The organism is Pseudoalteromonas nanhaiensis (genome assembly GCF_051235485.1).
Classification (GTDB): Bacteria; Pseudomonadota; Gammaproteobacteria; order Enterobacterales; family Alteromonadaceae; genus Pseudoalteromonas; species Pseudoalteromonas lipolytica_C.
Genome location: NZ_JBPNYQ010000018.1, coordinates 1 through 24010 on the forward strand (window position 1 = coordinate 1; position 24010 = coordinate 24010).

The following is a 24010-nucleotide window of genomic DNA, read 5'->3' on the forward strand; positions in this document are numbered from 1 at the left end:
TTTTGATGAATTAGTAAAACATCAAGCAAGCCAGATATTCAGGTTAAACCGATCTCAGATAATGCTGAACCACATTATCACTGACCGACCGGAGCAATGTGCTCCGATACTTTTGATGGATTTACTGAAACATCAAGCAAACCAGATATTCAGATTAAACCGATCTCAGATAATGCTGAACCGCATTATCACTGATGACCGGAGCAATGTGCTCCGATACTTTTGATGAATTAGTTAAAACATCAATTAAGCCAAATATTCAGATTAAACAGATCTCAGATAATGTTGAAGCAATACTAAAACTGGAACCATCGGAGCAATGTGCTCCGATAATAAAGGTAGGTTCATCGAATCACTATAAATGAGAAAGGTAGATTTTTATTAATGTGAACTACACCTCATTCCTCAAACATTCTACTATAAGCTCATTTAAAATATTGTAAGCTCCATTAGACTATTAAAATGCTTTAGGAATTATACAATGAAATTAGAAAATGAAATTATCCGCCCCCAACAACTCGTAAAACAACTAAACATAAGTAAAAGCACATTATTTCGATTACGAGCAAATCCTGAGTTCCCAAAAGCTATTTCGCTTGGAACACGGTCAATTGGCTTTTTTGCAAAAGATATAGACAATTGGCTCATATCTAGAAAAGAACGTACTTAAGAAGTATAAATTAATGCCTGCTAGAAATACTCCATATTTTGCACTGTAATCAGTGCAAAATGAGTGAGTTATTCACTTATTAAATACAATACATATAAAAAATTAAAAATCCACTTTACAGATTATGCAGTAAACCCAAAGCGTAGCTTTTGGATGATACATTTTATTAAATAACGCCCTCGGATACTTTGTAAAAAACAATAAGGAGGCAAGGCATTAAAGTGAAAGCTTGGCCTGTTTAACCATTCACCCCATGCCTCCATGCTATTAAAATATTCAATACCAAAACTACTCAACCTCGCAATTTCGATTGCATTCTCGCTTAACTTTTGATTTAACGGCTTATTTTTAAAAAATATCAAAGTTCTACTTGTTGTACCTAAAGCTTTTGCTGTGTAGTCAATACTCCAGTTCAATGACTTTGCAAGTTCAAGTACACCTTCAGCTTTAATGCCCTCTCTAATTAGCTTAATTTCATCTAAATGATTAGATTTAAAAGATAAAGCTCCACTCGTGACAATAAACAAAAAGTCATGATAATTCGTTTTAATAGTATTATTATCTATCATTTAAAAACCATAGAGTGAAGACTGATAAAATCGGAAAGCGTAATCTCATAAACCAATAGGATTTGAATTTTTATTAAACTACTTCTCTATGATACTTGATTAAAGCTTTATCTATTTTATGCAAGGGATGAACTGTTAATTTTGTATTGTGCCCATCACGCTTTACTTTGAAGTCTAGTATAAAGTCATCTTGAATGACAATAGCTTTCTTATCAAAAAGTAAATGATGATTTGGACAAAGGCAGAGTAGGTTCTCTGTCGTATCTGGACCGTTGTGAGGTGACCCCAAAGGTTTAATATGTGCTCCTTCAGCATATAAACCACTTGGTACTTCTAATACTTCATTACATATCTGACATTTATAGTTATATAACTGCTTTAGCCCTTCAGCGATCTGTGAATTTCGAATTATTCTGTTAACGTGTGTTGAAGATCTTTTTGGCTGCTTCGCAGCCTCCTCATCAATGTCAATTGGTAACTCACAATCACCTTCTGAGCAAATAGAAAACCCCAGCCCTTCTAAAATAGGCTTTAAAGTCTTTTTTATTCCTTTTGTGCCCGTACTCGCTAGATGATAACCGAACTGATTATAATATGCCCCCAGAAAAATAGGTTTACACTCGTACAGCAATCCTTCGTGACATAAAAAATAAGTAAAATTTTTATTTGTCGAAGGCTTACAATGGTACTTTATAAAATATTTTTCACGCCCGAGAGCCTTGTACTCTTGAATTGCCTCTAAAATAGCCTCAGCACTATTAAGCTTCTTATAACTCATCTTGTATGATTTCCTTTTATGAATTAGTATTCAACTTGTTGATTTTGATTTAAAATTGAATGACTCCTTTTTGTTACCTTCCAATACTGAAGCTAATTATCTGGCACTTCAATACAGCTTTTAAATAAACGACTAATGATTTATGACTTACAAAAACTATTTCATCATTTATCTTCTCTATTTACTTTCCATTGAAAAACTGATTTGATTAGAAACGTATTAGTATCCCTCTCTTCATTGAGTTAGGGGGATTTTTTGGGGTATAAATTAGAAGAACCCTTTTCAAAGCCTTTGAAAGCCTGCAGGTGGGCGGCATGATGTAATCACCCCCCAAAAATCTTGCTTAAAAAACCCAGCTTCGGCTGGGTTTTCTTTTAGCTATCAATTTAAGCTATCAGAAACTGACCACTCAGTTAACCAACTCCCTCACTATCGCAAACAAGTCACTTGGCAACATACCACGCTCACCATCGCGCTCAGCGGCGATATCACCCGCTTTCGCATGTAAGCAGACCCCTAGGCAGGCTGCTTGCTGGGTAGTTAGCCCCTGTGCGATAAGTGCCGCGATGATACCTGTTAAAACATCACCACTGCCGCCAACGGCAAGTGCAGGATTTCCATCTGTACACACCCATGTTTGATTCTTGTCTGCAATTAAACTGCCAGCACCTTTGAGTACACAAGTAGTGGTATAGCTGCGTGCAAGCTGCTTTACCGCATGAAAGCGATTTTCTTCAATATCGTTAGCGTGACAATTAAGCAGTCTTGCAGCCTCACCGGGGTGCGGTGTTATAACCGTATTGGCTAATGGAAATGAAGAAGCATGCTGAGCTATTAAATTAAGTGCATCAGCATCAATAACCAATGGCTTATTATTAGTAAAGCAATACTGCATGACCGTTTCAAAGGTTGTTTCGGACCACGCGTCCTGTCCAAGCCCAGGACCAATAGCAATACAACTCGCCCATTCTAGCGCACTAATTAAATGTGTATCGGTAACCATAATCTCAGGCCGCCCAATGCTCACTGGCAGAATAGAACTGCTATGGGTATACACTTTAACCATGCCCGCACCTGTGCGAAGAGCGGCTTCTGCAGTTAAACGAATTGCGCCTGCGGTGCCAGCATTACCACCAATGCACAGCAATTTACCATGACTGGTTTTATGGCTGTTGTTATCGCGCTTGGGAAGCCTCGACAGGGCCTTATAATTGATTAGCTCTGCAGTAGGTGTCGTCAATTGTAAAAAGGCATCTTGAATAGCTAAGTCTGCAAACTCAAGCTCTCCTGTATGTGCTCGTCCTTGCCCAGTTACTAAACCTTGTTTAATACCCACAAAGGTGACGGTGAGCGCTGCTTTTATTGCAACTCCCTGTACTACACCTGTGTCTGCATTAATGCCTGAGGGGAGGTCAATAGCAACAACTGGCACTTGGCTTTCGTTGGCTGCTTTAATTAATTGTGCGAATGGCTCTCGCACCTCGCTTTGAATACCCGTGCCGAGCAAGCCATCAATGATGATGTCAGCTGTTTTAATGGAGCTTAGATCTGCAGTAATTGTCCCACCTAATTCTAACCAAGCTTGCTGAGCGGTGAGCGCATCCCCTTTAAGGGGTTGCTCAGGTTTTGCTGCTATAACCGTCACCTGCATCCCAGCATGTTTAGCTAAGCGTGCCACAACATAGCCATCACCAGCGTTATTACCAACGCCAGTTAATACAACAAACTTTTTAGTATCAGGAAAGTAGTTAAGTAGATGCTGATAAGTCGCTTGTCCGGCCCGTTCCATTAGCTCATAAAGTGTTACACCACACCGTTTAGCTGCTGGGCCTTCATTTTCACGAACCTGTTTTGCTAAAAATACCTGCTGATTCATTATTATCCTTAACTTTATTCCCAATCTACACCTTTACTTTAGCAAGCGAGTTTACGCATAGAAACCTGTAATTCACCTTAAATTACTCGTTTATTGTATAGAGTGTTGCTATGTTTTTAAGCAGTTTATAAAAATAATAAAGGAAACAACAACGTGCTAAATAAAACAAACATCCTGCTAGCGCTAATACTATGTAGCTTGTGGGCATTGCCCATTAAGGCGAGTGAATTATCGGTTCTACCAATGAAGGAGCGCGCTGCTTTTATAGATAAAGTCACAGAGCTTAGGGTTAAAACGCTTTTGCCCTCGCTTATGAAGCAACATAATATTGATATGTGGCTTATGATTAGCCGCGAATACAATGAAGATCCTATTTTAAAAACCTTTCTACCGGCAACTTGGCTTTCTGCAAGGCGAACAACCATACTTGTTTTTGCACTCAATAAACAAGGCGAAGTTGACGCACTCGCAATTGCGCCCTACAGCATAGGCACTGTATTTAAAAAAGCATGGGACAAACAACAGCAGCCAGATCAATGGTTAGCCTTAGTTGAACTGATTGAGCAATATCAACCCAAAAATATCGCACTTAACACATCAAAAATCTGGGCTCACGCAGATGGACTCGTTGTTAGCGATTTTAATGCACTTAAAAGTGCTCTCCCAAATAAATACCTTAATAAACTGATTTCTGCAGAGCCCCTCGCGGTAGCTTGGCTAGAACAACGCATACCTGAAGAAATAGCAATGTATAAAAAAGCGGTCGCCATTGCACATCAAATTATTGCTGAGGGGTTTTCAAGTAAAGTCATCACTGTCGGTAAAACTACAACCACAGATTTAACTTGGTGGTTTAGAGAGCGGGTAAGGGAATTAAAACTGCAAACATGGTTTCACCCAAGCGTCAGTATACAACGTGCCGATAAAACAACTTTTGACCATGAGACCAGTTTTAGTAAAGGTGATGAGCAAATCATTCAAGCAGGCGATCTGCTGCATGTTGATTTTGGTATTACCTATTTGCGTTTAAATACTGACACTCAACAACATGCTTATGTGTTAAATGAAAATGAAACACAAGCACCCGAGTATTTAACAAACGCATTAAAACGCGGTAATCAATTGCAAGATATTTTTACTTCACATTTTGCAATCGGGAAAACCGGTAACGAAGTACTGAAAGAATCACGCGCCGAGGCAATTGCTAAAGGATTAAAGCCAACAATCTACACGCACCCAATTGGTTATCATGGCCACGCAGCAGGTACAACATTGGGCATGTGGGATTCACAACAAGGTGTTGCTGGCGACGGTGACTACCCGCTTCACTTAAATACGGCGTATTCGATTGAGTTAAATAATGCTGTATTTATAGAGCCTTGGAACAAAGAGATCCGTATTATGCTCGAAGAAGATGCTTTTTTTGATAGCTCTGGAGTTTGGTATCTTGATGGCAGACAAACAGAGTTGCTACTTATTAAGTAACTGAGGGTTCGCAGTTACAACTGCCACAACACAAAGCCTGAAATAAAAAACGGCGTGTAACATACATTACACGCCGTTTTTTTTAAGCTTGTGGCTACTTACTCTGTGTCTGGTAAGTTACGACCGTAGAAGATTTCTTGCATCTCACGAGTTAACTTAGAACGAATTTCTTCTTCTTCGTCTTCTGAAAGATCTGCTGTAGAAACACCGAATAAATAAGTATTCAAGTCAGTTTCTTTTAGCATCATCTTGGTGTGGAACAAGTTCTCTTGATACACGTTCACGTCCATCATTTGGTACGCTTCTTTTGTATCTTCAGTCATGTAGTTCTGAATTGAGTTAATTGCGTGGTCGATATAGTGCTTAACACCATCCACATCACGCGTAAAACCACGTACGCGGTAGTCAATTGTTACAACATCAGACTCAAGGCTGTGAATTAAGAAGTTTAACGCTTTTAATGGCGAGATGATGCCACACGTTGATACTTCAATATCAGCACGGAACGTACAAATACCATCATCAGGATGTGCTTCTGGGTATGTGTGAACACAGATGTGGCTCTTGTCTAAGTGCGCAACAACAGTTTCAGGCAAAGGACCCGGCGCTTCATCAACGTCATAGGTAGTTTGCTGCTCAATTGGCTCTTCTGAGATCAGAATTGTCACACTGGCACCTTGCGGATCGTAATCTTGGCGAGAAACATTCAAGATGTTTGCACCAATAATATCCACAACTTCACCTAAAATATCGGTAAGGCGATCAGCACTATACTGTTCGTCGATATATTCAATATATTCTTTACGCTGTTGTTCAGTCTTTGCGTAACAAATATCGTAAATACTAAAGCTTAAGCTCTTAGTTAAGTTATTAAAGCCATGAAGCTTAATTTTATCGAAGGGTTTATTCATGCTAAACCAACCTTTAAACGAGTGAAACCTGCACCAGCAGAAATAAAAGTTCGCGGATTTTATACGAATTTCCCGCTCGGAAAAAGCGTTATTTTACCTGTTCTAGAACAACTTCGTGGCTATGCGTAATTTCTACTGATTTATCAAGCATTAAGGCTACAGAGCAATACTTTTCTGCAGACAATTGCACAGCTCTCGCAAGGTGTTTTTCAGAGACATTATCACCGGTAACCACAAAGTGTAGGTTAATCTTGGTAAACACGCGAGGTGCAGACTCAGCACGTTCAGCTGTTAGCTTCACTTGCACATCAGAGAATGATTGCTTTGCTTTTTTTAGAATGCTTACTACATCAACCGATGAGCAGCAACCTGCCGACATTAATACCATTTCCATTGGGCTTGGTGCTGCGCTATCGCTACCAGCATCAAAAACGACATTGTGGCCTGAGTTTGAAAGGCCAATGAAGGTATCACCCTCTACCCATTTTACATTCGCTTGCATTTATTTTGTCTCTTCAAGTTGTTTTGCTTGATTGTAAGCAAGTCACACTCAGATGCAAGAGATAAGCGGTAGGCCAAGGAGTAAAGCAGTTAATTGAGGATTTGCAGCTGCAAGCGCAAGCACGCTGATTGCGAACTTAAAAAGAGCGCTAACACTGGCCGTTAAGCACTTTCAGCCACGGCGTTATCAAATAAGTTTTTTACCAGTCCAGCAAACTCATCAATAAAAGCATGCTGCTCAACGGTTACAGTGTGATTTGTAACGCTACTTAACACTTCTTGTAAGTCATACACAATGCCATCTACTTCGCGGACAATTTGGCTGCGTTGCTCAGTATTAAGCTCAGTGTGTTGTTCGCAAAGTAACATGACGTTTTCTGCTATCACGTCTTCAATCAGCTCTAACACTGTTGGAGCTCCTGGTTTAATTTGACCTGGCTTCTCAAAAAGCGCTAAATTTTGAGTGAGATACATGACAAGATCATCGTACCCTTGCCTATCTAAAACCATACGACTGCACACCTAATAAAAAACTATCTCTTTAGATTTAAGCAGAAAGCGCTTTTAATTGCTACCTTTGCTAGACATCTCATACAAAAAAAGCAGCCTAAGCTGCTTTTTATAATAATTTACGGTTATTAATCGATTTTTAAGCCTGGGCTCAATGTCGCTGGCATCGCTACTTTTTCAAGCTCAACCGAAGCAACTGGGTATGCACAATAATCAGCTGCATAGTAAGCACTTGCTCGGTGGTTACCCGATGCACCAATACCACCAAATGGTGCTGCACTTGATGCACCTGTGATTGGACGGTTCCAGTTTACGATACCTGCACGAATACGACGTAAGAAGTGATCGTAATCTGCTGCGCTGTCACTTAATAAACCGGCTGATAAGCCAAAGCTTGTGTCATTCGCTTTATCAATAGCGGCATCAAAGTCAGTAAAGCGGAACACTTTAAGCAGTGGTCCAAAGTGCTCTTCATCTGGGAAGTTAGCCACATCGGTACACTCTAAAATACCCGGTGTTACAAAGCCGGTATTTTCTTTGTGAGTAAGTTCAACTAACACTTCAGCACCAAGCTCAACAAGTTGCTTTTGCGCTGCAACCATTCCAGCTGCTGCTGCCGCAGAAATCATTGAACCCATGAAAGGCTGATCTTCTGCGTCGTAGTCACCTACTTTAATCGCTTTAGTCGCTTTAATAAGACCGGCTAAGATAGCATCACCCTGCTCGCCTTTTGGTAAAAACAGTTTACGCGCACAGGTACAGCGTTGACCGGTTGAGATAAACGCTGATTGGATAATATCGTGGATAGCCGCTTTAGTATCAGCAACATCAGTGACGATAAGCGGGTTATTCCCCCCCATCTCTAACGCTAGGATTTTACCCGGCTGACCGGCAAACTGCTCATGTAAAATATGACCAGTACGAGAAGAGCCCGTAAAGAATAAGCCATCAATACCTTTATGAGACGCAAGCGCTTTACCAGTTTCAACTTCACCTTGTACAAGATTGATAACACCTGCAGGAAGACCGGCTTTTTCCCATAACTTTAACGTTAACTCAGCAACAGCAGGCGTTAATTCTGACGGTTTAAATACCACGGTATTACCTGCTAATAATGCAGGCACAATATGACCATTTGGTAAGTGGCCAGGGAAGTTGTATGGCCCAAATACTGCGACAACACCATGAGGTTTATGACGGATCATCGCACGGCCTTGCGGCATTGGGTTTTCAACATCACCAGTACGCTCTAAAAATGCTTTTTCAGAGATAGCAATTTTACCCACCATAGCACCTGCTTCAGTGCGCGTTTCCCAAAGTGGTTTACCGGTTTCTTGTGCAATCGCAACAGCGAGTTCTTCACTGTGCTCTTTTAGCGTTTCAGCAAATGTTTTTACAATCGCTAAACGCTCAGCAAATGATTTGTCAGCCCAGCTGTAAAATGCTTCACGTGCAGCAGACACGGCACTGTCTACTTGCTCAGCTGTTGCACTGTTTGCTTGCCAAATTACGTCGTTGTTTGCAGGGTTAACAGACTGAAAAGTATGACCAAGGCCTGCTTGCCATTGACCATTAATAAATTGCGCTGCATGAGTCATTAATATGTCTCCTGAATTCTATAGTTCTGCTAGTGATACTGAATCACCCGCTTCTAGGTGAAGTGCTTTTGCTAATTCACTTGAGATTGTGATGCTATCGGCATCGCATGATAGGCTAACTTGAGTCACGGTTGCTCTAAAATCAGCAATTTTATCGTTTGCTAACAATACCGTGGTGTCGCCTTGGCTTTCACCAATTTCAACTTTGAATGTTTTGGCATTACGAATTGTAGCTATATTTTCGATCTTTGCTTCAACCGTTGGGCCTGCGTCAAAGATATCTACGTAACCGTTAAAGGTGAAACCTTCGTTTTTTAAAAGTTCAATAGCAGGACGCGTGTTAGCGTGCACTTGACCGATTACAGCTTGCGCATCTTTGCTCAATAAGTTGACGTAAATTGGGTACTTAGGCATTAACTCAGCAATGAACACCTTTTGACCAATTCCGGTGAGGTAGTCGGCAGTAGGAAAGTCCATTGAAAAAAAGTGCTCTTCTAACCATTGCCAGAATGGGCTTTCACCGTTTTCGTCTGATACACCACGCATCTCAGCAATCACAGTTTCTGCAAAGCGTTCTCTATGCTGGTTTATAAACATAAAACGCGCTTTTGAGAGTAATTTACCATTATTATTTTTACGGTAGCCATCTTTTAGGAATAACGTGCATAGCTCTGTTGCCCCTGTGTAATCATTACACAAGGTAAGAATATCAACAGCTTTGTATACATCAAGGGTCCGTGAAGAGTGAATCACTTTACTTAAGTGGTAGTGATAAAAAGCATCATCTAAACCAACAGCTGCTTCGATACCAGAAGTACCAACAACTTCACCAGTCTCGCTATCCTCAAGAACAAACAAGTAACCTTCATCACCTGGTTGTTGGGCAGCTTTTGCAAATGAGCTGACAGAATGATCTATTTTCTTTTGTAGCAATTGTTCATTATTTGGCAAAGATGTGAAGCCATGTCCTGACTCTACGGCAATCTTTACTAATGAAGCGTAATCACTTTGCTGAATTGGGCGAAGGATCATCATAAGTCCGCTTGCTCCCTTATAAATAACGGTAAATTAAGAAATGTGGGCAAGCTATGCTTGCCCTGAGTTGGCAGTTAAGAAATTAACTATTAGCGACTTTAGCAACCGCTTTTTCAAAACGAGCCATACCTTCGCGGATATCAGCTTCTGGAATTACAAGTGACGGAGTGAAACGAACAACATCAACACCTGCAACTAAAGACATCACGCCTTCTTCTGTTGCTGCAACTAAGAACTCTTTTGCACGACCTTTAAATTGCTCTGTTACTACAGCACCAATTAATAGGCCTTCACCACGGATTTCAGTGAATACATTGTGCTTTTCGTTAATCGCCGTTAGTAACTCACGGAATAATGCCGACTTTTCTTTAACACCATTTAATACTTCTGGTGTATTTACTGTATCGAATGCCGCTTCTGCTACTGCACATGCAAGTGGGTTACCACCATAAGTAGAACCATGAGTACCTACTTTTAAGTGCTTAGCAATATCAGTTGTGGTGATCATCGCACCGATTGGGAAACCACCACCTAACGCTTTGGCTGTAGTTAAGATATCTGGAGTTACGTTTAGACCTTGATAAGCATAAAGCTCACCAGTACGACCAACACCTGTTTGTACTTCATCAAAAATTAAAAGTGCATTGTGTTTAGTACACAGCTCACGTACACCTTCTACAAATTCTTTGGTTGGTGAAATGATACCGCCTTCACCTTGCAGAGGCTCCATCATTACCGCACACGTATTATCAGAGATAAGCGCTTCGAATGCTGCTAAGTCGTTATAGTCACAGTGCACGATATCGCCAGGTTTAGGACCAAAACCATCAGAGTATGCAGCTTGGCCACCTACCGTTACAGTGAAGAATGTACGACCGTGGAAACCTTTATTGAATGAGATAATTTGCGACTTTTGCTCGCCATAGTTATCAAGAGCAAAACGACGCGCTAATTTTAGTGCCGCTTCATTTGCTTCTGCGCCTGAGTTAGCAAAATATACTTTCTCTGCAAATGTTGCATCAGTTAGCTTTTTAGCTAGACGAAGTGCAGGCTCATTAGTCATCACATTTGATAAGTGCCAAATTTTCTCGCCTTGCTCTTTTAATGCACTTACAAGAGCTGGATGGCAGTGACCTAGACAGTTAACTGCGATACCACCAGCAAAATCGATAAATTCGCGACCTTCTTGGTCCCATACACGAGAGCCTTCGCCTCGAACAGGAATAACACTTGATGGTGCATAGTTAGGAACCATTACTTGATCAAATAATTCACGATTGACTGTCATTTTATATCCTCTTAATTGTAAGCACACGAAGAGTAAGGTGGCATCTTAAAGCTAAACTAAGCCATTTTAATTAGCCGATTGAGCTTAGCGTAAATTCACCAAAATTACTCTTTGGTTCAATTTTCATTCGTTCATTATTTCAGAAAATTTTCGTTCTGTCTCTTAGAAAACTTTCATGTAGCCCTTGAAAATAAAGGGCTCGAGATATTTTTTCATGGATAGTGAATAACTATTTGAAGGTTGTTTTTTAGACTAAATACGATAAAAAGGCGTGCTGCTAGTAAGCACCGCAGAACATGCTTACAGAAAAATTGTCAGTGTGGATTGATAAACAATGAATGAATAGTCGCAAAAAAATTAACATTTTTTTTAATTAATTTGGATATGGAAGCGATCAAAATTGCATTTTGCAAGCTGATCGAGCTCTTCTTGAGTGAAGTTAAAGTGTGCAAACCAATGCTCAGTTTCGTCTTGTTCAACTAATTGGTGCTCATTTAAACTTAAGTATTGAGCATAACAACGCGCTTTCAATATCACTTCTGTAAGTGGTAGGTACTCATCGTTTTTAGCTAGTGGCGTTGTTAATTGCTGCATCACCGCATTAAAGGGTAAATACTTAAATGACATTTGCTCAATAACAGTAGCGGTCACTTTCATTGACAGAGTTCTCAATAATGAGCTTAAAAACAAGGGATCTGGCTTAAGCTCTAAAAGTGCCGTGTGTAAGTCTTTCTTTTGTTCTTCACGCGCTTTTGCAACTTGTCGCTGCCAAACTCGCTCAAAGGTGCGTAAATACAAACGCACTAAAGCAATTTTGCCAACATCCAATAACATACCTAAGGTAAACGCGTGCACCTCGTTTACACCATTTAATTTAGCAAGCTCTTGAGCCGCAATGGCACACGCCATCGAATTATCGCGCAAACGACGCTTTAATAATGGAAATGGTTCTGTACTGTGAGGCATCCAATGGCGAACCGCAAATGTAGGCACAACAAACTTTAAATTATCTAAACCAATATAACGCAGCGCTAATAATGGGTTATCAACTTGAACCGAGGTATGCTTGTTACGCTGCTTACGATAGAAAGGCAAATTAACAAAGGCAACCAACTCACGGCCTAACCAACTTAAATCTTTAACTAAAGGTTCAAGGCGACCAACCGATGCGGAGCGTACTGCTAATATTTCTAAAATCGCTGGAACACTATCTTGAATACCAATTGTTTCATGCACAACCGAGTCAACGTCTTCTAGCTGCTTGTTCATAGCTGCTTCTATGACTTGATGTAACTGCTTACTCGCCTGAGCACGGTACTTATGATGTGCTGTACTGCTTTTTTGTCGCTTCTTTTCGGCTGCAACTTCCACCTCTAATAAAGTGCGTTGCTCCATCGACTCACCGTAGTCAATCTCTAAGGTGTGAATATAACCAATTTGGCGCTGTGCAAAACTATGACCAAGCAATAGATCGTGGGCGCGTTCATTGAGCACCATCGAAGTCCTTTGTTGTCGTTTTTCTTCAGTAATTTGCACAGGGGTATTGTCAGTCATATTTGTTAATTCATTAGCCTAAGATTAGAAGCGAGTTAAAAAGTTAGCAAGTAATTCAAGTCCCTGCTGAGTCAAAATTGCTTCAGGATGAAACTGCACCCCTTCAAGCGCTAAATTAGCATGCATTAAACCCATTATTTCTTCGAAATCAGAATTTTGCTCAGTCCAAGCAGTGATTGTAAGGTCATTAGGTAAATGCTGCTTATCAACCACTAATGAATGATATCGGCAAACGGTAAGTGGGTTTGCTAACCCCTTAAACACCCCTTGGTTGTTATGTTTAACCAATGAAGTTTTGCCATGCATAACTCGTTTTGCTCTGACTACTTCAGCCCCAAGCGCCTGAGCAATAGTTTGATGCCCTAAGCAGATCCCAAGAATAGGCACTTCACCTTTTAGCTGTTCGACCACCTGTAACGAAATACCCGCTTCGTTGGGTGAACATGGGCCGGGTGAAAGAACAATATGTTCAGGATTGAGCTGTTTGATCTCTGCAATGCTGATCTCGTCATTACGTTTTACCAATACATCTTGATCTAAGCGCTGAAAATACTGCACTAAGTTGTAGGTAAACGAATCATAATTGTCGATCATTAACAGCATTGCGTGTAACCCAAAATTACTCAGTCAAAATAATGAAGGCGCATTTTAACCCAAGTGCTGCGAAATGTCGGCAAAAAATGGTTTATTCCTCAGCGATTAAATGCGCTGTAAGGTCAGCCCTTTCCTGCTCATTAAGTTTTTGCGAGCATTTGTTTGCAAAGTCGTAACGCACGAGTACAGTTTTACCAACGGCGCAGCAGTTATCTTGTTGCCATGCTTCTTGGCGAAGCACAAATGAGCTAGAGCCGATGTGCTCTACACTGGTTTTAACGGTTACATCGTGGCCATAAAACAACTCTCCTACAAAGCTTACCTCAACCTTAGCAATGATCAATTTCCACTCATAGGGGTTTAGATCGGGGGTAAAAAACCTGAAAATAGGCGCTCGGGCGGCTTCAAACCATACAGGGAGTACGGTATTGTTGATATGCCCTAGCACATCAGTTTCGCTAAAACGAGGTGTGATAGTCTCAGTAAACATAGTAACCCTATAAAAAATATAAACTAAAGGTAGCTCATGACGGACTTTATTCGCGTATACGAAAATGCCCTCAGCAAAGAATTTTGCGACAACTTTATCACGGTATTTGAACAAAGCCCGCATTTAAAACAAGGCATTACCTCTGGCGGCGTGGATTTAGCAAAAAAAGACAGCCGCGATTTATATCTTAATAATCATCCAGAGTACGTTGAGCAACTTAAGCATATTCAGCAAACAACCGCCAGCCACATCTTTAAATACCTTGAAGAGCATATTTTCATGATGATAGGTGCATTTGGTTTAAAGGTATATCATCCGAAAACAGGTCAGCCAGTTGATCTTACACAAGATAATTTTGAAGAAGTTGGCAAACCACAATTGCCATTACTCGTGCAGCAAATTTTCCGCCTCGGGCCTATTCAAGCACAAAAATACGATATCAATAAAGGAGGCTACCCGTATTGGCATAGCGAGGTATACCCACAAAACGGTCATAACGAAGCCTTGCATCGCGTACTGTTATTTATGTTCTATCTAAATGATGTAGAAGAAGGTGGTGAAACTGAGTTTTACTATCAACAGCGTAAAATATCACCGAAGCAGGGTTCGATGGTCGTAGCACCGGGTTACTTTACCCATACGCACCGAGGTAATAAGCCCATTTCAAATGATAAGTATATTTTAACGTCGTGGGTTCTATTTAACCGTGCAGAGCAAATCTATGGGCAACCACAATCCTAGCGGTAAAAATCCAACTGACTGTTAGCTCTATCAAATAGCAGCCCCTTCGGGCTGCTTCAAACTTATAGCTAAAAACTTAGCTTTAATTTTTTAGTAATTGATCAAATAAATCAAAAACCTTATCAAGCTCTTCGATTGTGTTGTAATGCATACAGCCAATGCGAACTACGCCGCCTGTCTCTAATACACCGAGTTGCTTACATAAGCCTTGCGCGTAGAAGTTACCATCCCACACACAAATATGTTGCTTCCCTAAAAATTCAGAAACAACACGCGGCTCGACGCCTTCAAAAGTTAAAGCAAAAGTCGGTGTGCGATTAGCAACACGCTCTAGATCATTAATACCAAACAGCTTAATGCTCGGGTAATCTGCTAAACGAGTTAAGAAATGCTTACTTAATGCCATTTCGTGCTGTTTAGTGATAGCAAAGGCAGCCGCCAGTTTTTCTCGGCGTGAATGACTGTCATCAAGCTCACTAATAGCAGCAATGTAATCAACAGCAGCAATGAGACCAGCTAGCGCTTCAAAGCTTTGCGTACCTGTTTCCCAGCGACCTGGGGCAACATCTTTTGCAGGCTCAACTTTGTATGGTGTGAAACCTTCAAGGTGCTCACGTTTGCCATATACAATACCAAGATGAGGGCCAAAGAACTTGTATGCAGAGCACGCTAAAAAGTCGCAATCAAGTGCCTGTACGTCTACCAGCTCATGAGGTGCGTAATGAACGGCATCAACATAAACTAGCGCACCAACTGCATGAGCAAGCTCAACAATGCGTTTAATGTCATTAATTGAACCAGTAGTGTTTGATGCATACGTCACTGCAACAAGCTTTGTTTTGCTTGATAAAAGGCTTTCAAAGTGTGCCATATCTAAGCTGCAATCAGCTTCATTGATAACAGCCGTTTTTACTGTTGCACCCTTATCTTCAGCAGCTTGCTGCCAAGATGAAACATTTGAGTAGTGATCAGCATTTGTGACAATAATCTCATCACCAGCAGTCCAATCACGCGAGATGGCACGACTAAAGCTGAACGTTAAGCTTGTCATGTTTGCACCAAACACGATTTGCTCTTTAGATGGGGCATTTAATAAATCGGCTGCTGCTTGGCGAGCGCTAGCCATTAACTCAACCGTTTTATCACTTGAGAAAAATGCACCACCTAAGTTCGAGTTGTAGTAACCCAAATAAGCAGTCATGGCACTTAAAACTGACTGTGGCACTTGCGAGCCACCCGGGCCATCAAGGAAAATCGGTGACTGACCAGCAACTTGTTGCATAAGTGCAGGAAATTGACGACGTAATTGCGTTAAGTTCATGATATACCCTTACGCAGTTAGTACGAAGCAATCAAGGTAACCTTCTTTGCTTGCGTCTAATTTATTCATTGGTGTTGCGTTGTGCCATACTTCACGGTCATTAATAAGCGCGAACATGCCGTCTTTAATTTCCATTTTGAAACAAGGCTCTGCTTGCTGATGTTCATAAACAAGTAGCTCACCCCCTTCAAGGTTTTCGTGTGATACACCACATACACATACGTGATCAAAACCATCTTGGTGAACACCTTCAGGCGCAGCGGGTGTATCGCTGTCAATCGCAAGCATTCTGAATTGATGAATTTCAATATCGCGATCATCGCTGATCCCCGTCATATCGCGGAACTGATTAACGATTTGCTTCATGCCATCAGTGGCTAATAAGCTATCTTCTAAATTTTCATAAGTACGCTCAACATTACCTTGGAAGGTATTGATTGAGTCATCCTGCACAAATGCTTTAGTTGGTTGTAGCTTTAATTCACCATCAACGACTTTGATTACTGAATAGCGACGCTTACGAAATTGACCATCGGCGTACGGATTCGCAGGTAGGTTAGCAAAAGAAGGCTTTACTGCGTCAATATGAGCTTGGCTTACAAAACGAAGTTGCAATAGATTCTGGTTGTTTAATTTTGTCATAACGATCTCGCCTTAATATGTTGAGAATATTGGCGAGGATTTTAATGCAATTGGTAGGAAATTTTTGCGTTATTATGTAAACAGCAATGATGATTTATGTAGCTTTAAGATCGAATTTAGAAGTAAATTAGAATTTTTATCTAAAATAAAAAGCCCGCTGGATGCGGGCTTTTTAGCTATTTAATTTTAATTAGAATTAAACGGCTTGCTGAACGATTACTTGGTCTGCCTTTTTAGTGTATTGAGGCATACGGTGGAAGTTCAGGTAACGATATGTATCAGCTGCAGTTGCATTGATCTTATCTGCATACTCTTGGTACTCAGCAGGTGTAGGTAGTTTACCTAAGATTGCCGCTACTGCTGCAAGCTCTGCTGATGCTAAGAATACGTTTGCGCCAGTACCTAGACGGTTAGGGAAGTTACGCGTAGAGGTAGACACAACTGTTGCTTTATCAGCAACTCGTGCTTGGTTACCCATACATAGTGAACACCCTGGAGTTTCGATACGCGCACCTACACGACCAAAGATACCGTAGTAACCTTCGTCAGTAAGTTGGTCTTTATCCATTTTAGTTGGTGGTGCAACCCAAAGTTGAGTTGGGATACGGCCACTGAAACCATCTAGTAGTTTACCTGCAGCACGGAAGTGACCGATGTTAGTCATACAAGAACCAATGAATACTTCATCGATTTTCTCGCCTGTTACGTCTGAAAGAAGACGTGCATCATCAGGGTCATTTGGAGCACAAAGGATTGGCTCTTTGATATCAGCTAGGTCGATTTCAAGTACGTGTTTGTACTCTGCATCAGCATCAGCTTCCATCAGCTCAGGGTTAGCTAACCACTCTTGCATTGCTGTGATACGACGCTCAATAGTACGAACATCACCGTAACCTTCAGAGATCATCCACTTAAGCATTACAATGTTTGACTCTAGGTATTCAGCGATAGACTCTTTAGAAAGTTTAACTGTACAACCTGCAGCTGAACGCTCAGCTGATGCATCAGAAAGTTCGAAAGCTTGCTCAACAGTTAGGTGCTCAACACCTTCGATTTCTAGTACACGACCAGAGAATTCGTTGATCTTACCTTTCTTCTCAACTGTTAGAAGACCTTCTTTGATACCGTAATAAGGGATAGCATGTACTAGGTCACGTAATGTGATACCTGGCTGCATTTCGCCTTTAAAACGTACTAAGATTGACTCAGGCATATCAAGTGGCATTACACCTGTTGCTGCTGCGAATGCTACTGCACCAGAACCCGCAGGGAATGAAATACCTAGAGGGAAACGAGTATGCGAGTCACCACCAGTACCTACTGTATCTGGTAATAACATACGGTTTAACCATGAGTGGATTACACCGTCACCTGGACGTAGTGATACACCGCCACGGTTCATGATGAAATCAGGAAGTGTGTGGTGAGTGTTTACGTCGATTGGCTTAGGATAAGCTGATGTATGACAGAAAGACTGCATTGTTAAATCTGCAGAGAAACCTAAACACGCTAGATCTTTAAGTTCGTCACGCGTCATAGGACCTGTTGTATCTTGCGAGCCAACCGTTGTCATTTTCGGCTCACAGTATTGACCAGGACGTACGCCAGGCATGTTACATGCTTTACCAACCATCTTCTGAGCTAATGTGAAGCCTTTACCAGAATCAGTTACAAGGGCAGGTTTGCGGAAGATATCTTCAGCTTCCATACCTAGTGATGCACGTGCTTTATCAGTTAAACCACGACCGATGATCAGTGGAATACGACCGCCAGCACGCACTTCATCAAGAATTACGTCTGATTTAAGAGAGAAAGTAGAGATTACTTCATCTGTGCCGTGACGCTTAACAACACCTTCGTATGGGAAGATATCGATTTGGTCACCCATGTTTAGCTCATCAACAGGTAGTTCGATTGGTAATGCACCAGAGTCTTCCATTGTGTTGAAGAAGATAGGTGCGATTTTACCACCTAAACATACACCACCAACGCGTTTGTTTGGTACGTGAGGAATATCATCACCCATGAACCAAAGTACAGAGTTAGTTGCAGATTTACGAGAAGAACCCGTACCAACTACATCACCAACGTATGCAAGAGGTAAACCTTTAGTTTTAAGCTCTTCTAGTTGTGAAATTGGACCAACTTCACCTGGTTTGTCAGGGTTGATACCATCACGTTCGTTCTTCAGCATTGCTAAAGCGTGTAGTGGGATATCAGGACGTGACCATGCATCTGGAGCAGGTGAAAGGTCATCTGTGTTTGTTTCGCCCGTTACTTTGAATACGGTAACTGAGATTTTTTCAGCAACTGCAGGCTTGTTTACAAACCATTCTGCATTTGCCCAAGATTCGATTACTTGCTTAGCAAATTCGTTACCTGCTTTCGCTTTTTCTTCTACATCGTAGAAAGCATCGAACATTAATAATGTGTTTGATAAACCTTTAACAACGATTGGTGCTAACGCTTCGTCGTCTAGAAGTTCGATCATAGGTGCGATGTTGTAACCACCTAACATAGTACCAAGTAGCTCAGCTGCTTTTTCTTTTGATACAAGTGGTGAGCTCGCTTCGCCTTTTGCAACTGCAGCTAAGAAACCTGCTTTGATGTAAGCAGCATCATCAACACCTGGTGGTACGCGGTTAACAAGAAGGTCTACGATAAATTCTTCTTCACCTGCCGGTGGATTTTTGATTAGTTCAATAAGATCAGCCGTTTGCTGAGCATCTAGTGGCGCTGGTACGATACCTAACGCGGCACGTTCTTCTACGTGTTTACGATATTCTTGTAGCACAATATTGCCCTCTTGGTGACGTGAAAGTACTCGGTTCTATTAATCTAAATAGCAATTTTACCCAGTACTTATAGTATTCTGACGGTTAATTATAAAGCTTTTAAGTATAGATGAAAATCCATGCTGCGCTTAGGCACTTTATATTCAGTATAAATAACATGAATAGTACTAAAAAAAAAAGCTATTCTGATGAATATTTATTAAGAATCATTCCTATCTGTGTTTTAAAAGCAAAAAACCCAGCACTAGGCTGGGTTTTAAACTCTATGCAAAGTCTAACTATTAACGCTCTACTTTAACACGTTCAATAACTTTAACTTTTGCTTCTACACGACGGTTTTCTGCATGTGCTTCCGGCGTGTTAGCTGGATTTTTAAGACGCTCTTCACCATAACCAACTGTAGTTAGGCGCATCGCATCAATACCATCTTCAATAAGCTTCTTAGCGACTGCATCAGCACGTTTTTTCGATAACCACTTATTGTAGTCTGCTTTACCAACAGATGAAGTGTGACCTTCTAATACAACATCAGTGCCTGGATGCTCTTTTAAGAATGCAGCTGCACTGTCAATATCATCTAAATATTGTTGTGAAACTTTAGATGTATTGTTAGGGAATGTGATTAGTAAGCTCTTCGTTACTTCACGGTCTTCGTATAATGTACAACCAGAAGCATCTACAGCATCTGTCATAGGAGTATTAGCGCATTGGTCATCTGCATCAGGAATGCTGTCGCCATCGCTATCAACTGGCTCAACCGGAACAGGTACAACTGCAGGTGCTGGCTCAACTGGCTCTGGTTCGCTTTGATCACCAAAGATATAGCTGAAACCTAATTTAGCACCAACATCAGTGTAGCCACGGTCAAGACCTTGGTATAAAGAAGTTTCTGCGTTAAATGCAAAGTTATCTGTAAAGTAGTGCTGGTAACCGGCACCCACGTTAGCAAACATTAAATCTTCATCAACAGCGTCAAGGTTTTTCAAACCGAAAATACCGTAGAATGGGCCACCGCCAAAGTGATACAAACCATCGATACCGTAACGCTTACCGCTTTCAGAACCACTCATGGTAGTTCCATCGTTGTCGGTCACGTTCCAATCGAAATCCATATCTGCGTATTCTAAGCGGGCACTCCAGTAATCGCTAAAGCGATAACCAAGCTCTAAACCCCACCCTGTTGAGTCGTCTACGTCTAGGCCACCTGGCGGATAATCACGGATATTCTCCCATGAATTATCGTAGTAATCACCAAACGCACCAATATAAAAACCTTGTTTCTCGGCTGCGATTGTTGAGGCACTTGTTGCAGCAAGCGCTAAAGCAATTGTAAGTGGTTTCAGTTTCATGTTTCATTCCCTTCCATTTAAGATAACTTAAGGCCGTGTAGCCTACATTCCGTCAAGATAGTTGATGAGTAATTAATCCAAACTTAATAAACCCAAACAACATAATAAATTTTCTTAATTTAACAACACCAACTAAATACAGCGACGTAAAAAGAATCAATATAAATCCAACAATATTGATACTAAAAAAACATTACAGTAAAAATAATTATATTACCTAATAATTATTCTACAAGGTAACTAAAAAAGCTATAGCACAAATGGTTGATAGTTACTTTGATGATTCAAATCAATATTCACTTAAATTATCATTTAAAAAAAGGTACATTCTGAAGATTATTTTATTTAATCGAAAAATAATTATGTTCTTAAATTAAAAAAAATAAAGCCGAACCAACTACTTGGCTCGGCTTTACTATTTGTAACTATTTATAAATATAGGAGTATTTACATATTTATAATAATTTAGTCTTATTTACGAAGAACTTTTACACGTTCAACGCTTGTAATTTGCGCTTCTACACGACGGTTTTCAGCATGTGCTTCCAGTGTGTAGGCTTTATTTTTCAAACGCTCTTCACCGTATCCAACTGTCGAAATTCTATCTGCAGCGATACCGTCTTTGATAAGTTCATCAGCAACATCTTGTGCGCGCTTTTCTGAAAGCTTCATATTATAGTCAGCATCACCCACTGCAGAGGCGTGGCCTTCTAATACAACTGATGTGTCTTGGTTTTCTTTCATAAACGCAGCCACATCTGCAATATCGCTGAAGTATTTGTTTGGTACTTCTGCTACATCATGCGGGAAAGTAACTAACAAGGTGATAGTTGCTTCTTTTTCTTCGTATAATGTACAGCCTGTGCTATCTACTGCATCAGTCATTGGTGTGTTAGCACACTGATCATCAGCATCCATAACACCATCATTATCGCTATCAGTTGGAGCGCTAACAACCGGCGCAGGCTCTACTGGCTCAGATGAGCTTTGGTTACCGAAAATATAGCTGAAACCTAATTTAGCGCCAACATCAGTGTAACCACGATCAAGACCTTGATATAAAGACGTTTCAGCGTTAAATGCGAAATTGTCTGTAAAGTAGTGCTGATAACCGGCACCAACGTTAGCAAACGTTAAGTTTTCATCTAGAGCACTTAGGTTCTTAAGACCAAAAATACCATAGAATGGGCCGCCACCTAAGTGATATAAAGCATCAATACCGTAACGCTCGCCGCTTTCAGAGCCACTTGTTGAAGTACCATTAGCTAAATCTGCAGTCCAATCAAAGTCCATGTCTGCATATTCTAGACGCGCGCTCCAGTAATCACTGAAACGATAGCCTAACTCTAAGCCCCAACCAGTTGAGTCATCAACATTCAATCCACCTGGCGGATAATCACGAACATTTTCCCAAGAATTGTCGTAATAGTCGCCAAATGCGCCAATATAAAAACCTTCTTTTTCAGCAGCGAGGGCTGTAGAACTCGTTGCAGCCAGTGCTAACGCAATAGTAAGTGATTTTAGTTTCATTATTTCCTTCCCATTTTCACAATAAAGCTGTTTTCAGCTAATGTTTGTTGAGTATTTAAAAACTGTTGAGTAGCTCAAAAAATCAATCTTACGATAGTTCATAAGCCACAATTTTACTTATTTATTAATTATCAATGCTTAACACTTGATGCTTAATACTTAATAAAGCTGAATCCAATATAACAAAAGAATTATTTAAATTACGTCTAACATGATTCTAAAGTCGTATTAGATCATCATCTAAAGCAATAAGTTAACTCCATTCTATGATAGCACTTGCGTTTATTCTGCTCAATCAGCAAGCATTTAAAAAAACTAAATAAACACTTTTTATTTCAAGCAAGTACAAATGCATTAGGTACCACAAAATGTTTGATAATTAGCATCGCCATTTTCAGGTGGCTCATACCAAGATTCGAATTGCTGATCGTAAACGTAGGGCTTTGATAAAACTGATAAAAAGCCATTCAGCATTGAACTACATCCTGTTTTTTCATATTCCGCCAAGATCATTTCAATATTATGGTTGCGTGGAATGACTGCAGGATTAACAGCACGCATGATGTCATAACTTTCAGCTGATGTTCTGACTCGCCACTTTGCAGCCCACCCCTTAATACTATCCGGTAATGCAAAATCCGCAAGTAATGACTCCGTAAGAGCATTGAAAGTATTAGTATAATCAAGGTTATTTTGCTGCATCAGAGTGAGTAACTCAGTCACTAAAGCTTGGTTATCGTCGTGTTCATCTAGAAGTCCTAACTTCCGTCGCCACATTGTAGTAAATGCATGATTAAACTTTTCAGCAAAACTATTTACTGCACTGGATAATAACGACAAAGCTTGCTGTTCATTTTTAAATAATGGCAGCAAGCTCTCAGCTAATCGCGCGCAATTCCAATTCGCAATGTTTGGTTGGTTACCGAATGCATAGCGCCCTTGATGGTCTATGGAACTAAACACAGTATCAAAGTCAAACTGGTTCATCATAGCGCATGGGCCGTAATCAATGGTTTCACCACTCACTAATGTATTGTCTGTATTCATTACACCATGGATGAATCCCACTCGCATCCAACTGATGATAAGCTCAATTTGCTTATCTATGACTGCGGTTAAAAAGTCTACATAACGTTGCTCTGCACGCGTATCTATCTCTGGGAAATGACAACTGAGTGCGTAATCAACTAACTTTTCTAAGCCTTCAATATCGCCCTGGGTTGCTAAATACTGAAATGAACCAACGCGAATATGACTTTTTGCTACGCGAGTTACGACAGCGCCTGGCCGAGGTGGTTGTCGATACACCGTTTCGCCGGTAGTAACAACAGCTAAGCAGCGAGTTGTCGCGACACCTAATGCAGCCATCGCTTCGCTCATTATAAACTCACGAACCGCCGGCCCAATCGCACAACGTCCATCACCACCACGTGAAAACACTGTAGCACCCGCCCCTTTAAGCTGTATGTCCCACAGTACGCCTTCAACGTCTTTAACTGCTCCAAGCAAATGCGCTCTGCCATCCCCCAGACGTGGTGAGAAATGACCAAATTGATGCCCTGAGTAACCTAAAGCAATAGGCTTTACGCTGTCATCAGTTATTGAGCCACTTAACTGTCCTGCTAGGTATTCTGGATCATGATTAATACCAAGCGACTGAGCTAATTTATCATTGAATAACAATAATGCGGGATCAGCGGCGCGAGTAGGCATATCTTCAATAGCCAATAGTTCGCTGATATCGGTATACCTAGTTTGCAGTTTCATAACAGT

21 protein-coding genes are annotated in these 24010 nt (G+C 40.8%); 3 read left to right on the plus strand and 18 right to left on the minus strand.

Annotated elements, in window-relative coordinates; genetic code table 11:
- The first annotated feature begins 481 nt into the window (after nucleotides 1-481).
- Nucleotides 482-670, plus strand: a complete 189-nt coding sequence (locus ACSFVZ_RS14745) for a helix-turn-helix transcriptional regulator (protein ID WP_435559146.1) — start codon at nucleotides 482-484, stop codon at nucleotides 668-670.
- A 122-nt stretch (nucleotides 671-792) separates the two neighbouring features.
- Here the strand turns inward: ACSFVZ_RS14745 and ACSFVZ_RS14750 are convergent, their stop codons facing one another.
- From ACSFVZ_RS14750 to ACSFVZ_RS14760, 3 genes are all read right to left on the minus strand, one after another.
- Nucleotides 793-1239: a hypothetical protein gene (locus tag ACSFVZ_RS14750; protein ID WP_435559147.1), complete on the minus strand. Its 447-nt coding sequence runs from the start codon at nucleotides 1237-1239 to the stop codon at nucleotides 793-795.
- Nucleotides 1240-1312: 73 nt separating this feature from the next.
- Nucleotides 1313-2017 carry an HNH endonuclease gene (locus ACSFVZ_RS14755; RefSeq protein ID WP_435559148.1) on the minus strand — a complete coding sequence of 235 codons (705 nt, stop codon included), beginning with the start codon at nucleotides 2015-2017 and terminating at the stop codon, nucleotides 1313-1315.
- A gap of 409 nt (nucleotides 2018-2426) precedes the next feature.
- A complete protein-coding gene (locus ACSFVZ_RS14760) occupies nucleotides 2427-3896 on the minus strand; it encodes an NAD(P)H-hydrate dehydratase (RefSeq protein ID WP_435559163.1) in 1470 nt (489 codons plus the stop codon).
- Nucleotides 3897-4079: 183 nt separating this feature from the next.
- Between ACSFVZ_RS14760 and ACSFVZ_RS14765 the strand changes: the two genes are divergently transcribed.
- Nucleotides 4080-5378, plus strand: a complete 1299-nt coding sequence (locus ACSFVZ_RS14765; protein ID WP_435559164.1) for a M24 family metallopeptidase — start codon at nucleotides 4080-4082, stop codon at nucleotides 5376-5378.
- Nucleotides 5379-5476: 98 nt separating this feature from the next.
- On the opposite strand, the gene speD is transcribed toward ACSFVZ_RS14765, so the two are convergent.
- The 9 genes from speD to ACSFVZ_RS14810 form a co-directional block, all read right to left on the minus strand.
- Complete coding sequence (gene speD / locus ACSFVZ_RS14770; protein ID WP_063701590.1) at nucleotides 5477-6289, minus strand: adenosylmethionine decarboxylase; 813 nt, start codon at nucleotides 6287-6289, stop codon at nucleotides 5477-5479.
- Nucleotides 6290-6377: 88 nt separating this feature from the next.
- Nucleotides 6378-6791 carry an OsmC family protein gene (locus ACSFVZ_RS14775; RefSeq protein WP_138556679.1) on the minus strand — a complete coding sequence of 138 codons (414 nt, stop codon included), beginning with the start codon at nucleotides 6789-6791 and terminating at the stop codon, nucleotides 6378-6380.
- 161 nt (nucleotides 6792-6952) lie between these two features.
- The gene (locus tag ACSFVZ_RS14780) at nucleotides 6953-7300 is read right to left on the minus strand and encodes a DUF3802 family protein (RefSeq protein ID WP_135923256.1); all 348 of its coding nucleotides are present in this window, start codon (nucleotides 7298-7300) and stop codon (nucleotides 6953-6955) included.
- A 128-nt stretch (nucleotides 7301-7428) separates the two neighbouring features.
- Nucleotides 7429-8898: a succinylglutamate-semialdehyde dehydrogenase gene (gene astD, locus ACSFVZ_RS14785; protein WP_199527636.1), complete on the minus strand. Its 1470-nt coding sequence runs from the start codon at nucleotides 8896-8898 to the stop codon at nucleotides 7429-7431.
- An 18-nt stretch (nucleotides 8899-8916) separates the two neighbouring features.
- Nucleotides 8917-9933 (minus strand): arginine N-succinyltransferase, encoded by a 1017-nt coding sequence (astA, locus tag ACSFVZ_RS14790; protein ID WP_138556677.1) that lies wholly within the window; start codon nucleotides 9931-9933, stop codon nucleotides 8917-8919.
- A gap of 82 nt (nucleotides 9934-10015) precedes the next feature.
- A complete protein-coding gene (locus ACSFVZ_RS14795; RefSeq protein ID WP_135923253.1) occupies nucleotides 10016-11221 on the minus strand; it encodes an aspartate aminotransferase family protein in 1206 nt (401 codons plus the stop codon).
- Nucleotides 11222-11590: 369 nt separating this feature from the next.
- Nucleotides 11591-12751, minus strand: coding sequence for an HDOD domain-containing protein (locus tag ACSFVZ_RS14800; RefSeq protein ID WP_138556718.1), 1161 nt, complete (start codon nucleotides 12749-12751; stop codon nucleotides 11591-11593).
- 48 nt (nucleotides 12752-12799) lie between these two features.
- Complete coding sequence (locus ACSFVZ_RS14805) at nucleotides 12800-13378, minus strand: anthranilate synthase component II (protein WP_138556676.1); 579 nt, start codon at nucleotides 13376-13378, stop codon at nucleotides 12800-12802.
- Nucleotides 13379-13460: 82 nt separating this feature from the next.
- Entirely contained in the window at nucleotides 13461-13859 is a 399-nt protein-coding gene (locus tag ACSFVZ_RS14810; protein ID WP_054552415.1) for an acyl-CoA thioesterase, read from the minus strand.
- 36 nt (nucleotides 13860-13895) lie between these two features.
- On the opposite strand from ACSFVZ_RS14810, the gene ACSFVZ_RS14815 reads away from it, so the two are divergent.
- Entirely contained in the window at nucleotides 13896-14600 is a 705-nt protein-coding gene (locus tag ACSFVZ_RS14815) for a 2OG-Fe(II) oxygenase (protein ID WP_235384238.1), read from the plus strand.
- Nucleotides 14601-14682: 82 nt separating this feature from the next.
- Here the strand turns inward: ACSFVZ_RS14815 and ACSFVZ_RS14820 are convergent, their stop codons facing one another.
- The 6 genes from ACSFVZ_RS14820 to ACSFVZ_RS14845 all read right to left on the minus strand — a co-directional run bounded on the left by ACSFVZ_RS14820 (nucleotide 14683) and on the right by ACSFVZ_RS14845 (nucleotide 24004).
- Nucleotides 14683-15921: a cysteine desulfurase-like protein gene (locus ACSFVZ_RS14820; protein ID WP_435559149.1), complete on the minus strand. Its 1239-nt coding sequence runs from the start codon at nucleotides 15919-15921 to the stop codon at nucleotides 14683-14685.
- 9 nt (nucleotides 15922-15930) lie between these two features.
- Nucleotides 15931-16563: a 2OG-Fe dioxygenase family protein gene (locus tag ACSFVZ_RS14825; protein WP_199527633.1), complete on the minus strand. Its 633-nt coding sequence runs from the start codon at nucleotides 16561-16563 to the stop codon at nucleotides 15931-15933.
- A gap of 196 nt (nucleotides 16564-16759) precedes the next feature.
- Nucleotides 16760-19357 carry a bifunctional aconitate hydratase 2/2-methylisocitrate dehydratase gene (gene acnB, locus ACSFVZ_RS14830; RefSeq protein ID WP_135923248.1) on the minus strand — a complete coding sequence of 866 codons (2598 nt, stop codon included), beginning with the start codon at nucleotides 19355-19357 and terminating at the stop codon, nucleotides 16760-16762.
- A gap of 282 nt (nucleotides 19358-19639) precedes the next feature.
- A complete protein-coding gene (locus ACSFVZ_RS14835) occupies nucleotides 19640-20707 on the minus strand; it encodes an OmpA family protein (protein ID WP_135923247.1) in 1068 nt (355 codons plus the stop codon).
- Between the two features lie 471 nt (nucleotides 20708-21178).
- Nucleotides 21179-22237, minus strand: coding sequence for an OmpA family protein (locus tag ACSFVZ_RS14840; RefSeq protein WP_135923246.1), 1059 nt, complete (start codon nucleotides 22235-22237; stop codon nucleotides 21179-21181).
- 354 nt (nucleotides 22238-22591) lie between these two features.
- On the minus strand, nucleotides 22592-24004 hold the full coding sequence (locus ACSFVZ_RS14845) for a protein adenylyltransferase SelO (protein WP_135923245.1): 1413 nt from the start codon (nucleotides 24002-24004) through the stop codon (nucleotides 22592-22594).
- Nucleotides 24005-24010: the final 6 nt, after the last annotated feature.

Excerpts from the sequence above, each read along its gene's own strand:
- ACSFVZ_RS14840 (WP_135923246.1), bottom strand. The coding sequence starts at position 22,237 with ATGAAACTAAAATCACTTACTATTGCGTTAGCACTGGCTGCAACGAGT.
- astA (WP_138556677.1), bottom strand. The coding sequence starts at position 9,933 with ATGATGATCCTTCGCCCAATTCAGCAAAGTGATTACGCTTCATTAGTA.
- ACSFVZ_RS14795 (WP_135923253.1), bottom strand. The coding sequence starts at position 11,221 with ATGACAGTCAATCGTGAATTATTTGATCAAGTAATGGTTCCTAACTAT.
- ACSFVZ_RS14845 (WP_135923245.1), bottom strand. The coding sequence starts at position 24,004 with ATGAAACTGCAAACTAGGTATACCGATATCAGCGAACTATTGGCTATT.
- ACSFVZ_RS14810 (WP_054552415.1), bottom strand. The coding sequence starts at position 13,859 with ATGTTTACTGAGACTATCACACCTCGTTTTAGCGAAACTGATGTGCTA.
- ACSFVZ_RS14825 (WP_199527633.1), bottom strand. The coding sequence starts at position 16,563 with ATGACAAAATTAAACAACCAGAATCTATTGCAACTTCGTTTTGTAAGC.
- astD (WP_199527636.1), bottom strand. The coding sequence starts at position 8,898 with ATGACTCATGCAGCGCAATTTATTAATGGTCAATGGCAAGCAGGCCTT.
- ACSFVZ_RS14835 (WP_135923247.1), bottom strand. The coding sequence starts at position 20,707 with ATGAAACTGAAACCACTTACAATTGCTTTAGCGCTTGCTGCAACAAGT.
- ACSFVZ_RS14750 (WP_435559147.1), bottom strand. The coding sequence starts at position 1,239 with ATGATAGATAATAATACTATTAAAACGAATTATCATGACTTTTTGTTT.
- ACSFVZ_RS14815 (WP_235384238.1), top strand. The coding sequence starts at position 13,896 with ATGACGGACTTTATTCGCGTATACGAAAATGCCCTCAGCAAAGAATTT.
- speD (WP_063701590.1), bottom strand. The coding sequence starts at position 6,289 with ATGAATAAACCCTTCGATAAAATTAAGCTTCATGGCTTTAATAACTTA.
- ACSFVZ_RS14755 (WP_435559148.1), bottom strand. The coding sequence starts at position 2,017 with ATGAGTTATAAGAAGCTTAATAGTGCTGAGGCTATTTTAGAGGCAATT.
- ACSFVZ_RS14775 (WP_138556679.1), bottom strand. The coding sequence starts at position 6,791 with ATGCAAGCGAATGTAAAATGGGTAGAGGGTGATACCTTCATTGGCCTT.
- ACSFVZ_RS14805 (WP_138556676.1), bottom strand. The coding sequence starts at position 13,378 with ATGCTGTTAATGATCGACAATTATGATTCGTTTACCTACAACTTAGTG.
- ACSFVZ_RS14745 (WP_435559146.1), top strand. The coding sequence starts at position 482 with ATGAAATTAGAAAATGAAATTATCCGCCCCCAACAACTCGTAAAACAA.
- ACSFVZ_RS14780 (WP_135923256.1), bottom strand. The coding sequence starts at position 7,300 with ATGGTTTTAGATAGGCAAGGGTACGATGATCTTGTCATGTATCTCACT.
- ACSFVZ_RS14820 (WP_435559149.1), bottom strand. The coding sequence starts at position 15,921 with ATGAACTTAACGCAATTACGTCGTCAATTTCCTGCACTTATGCAACAA.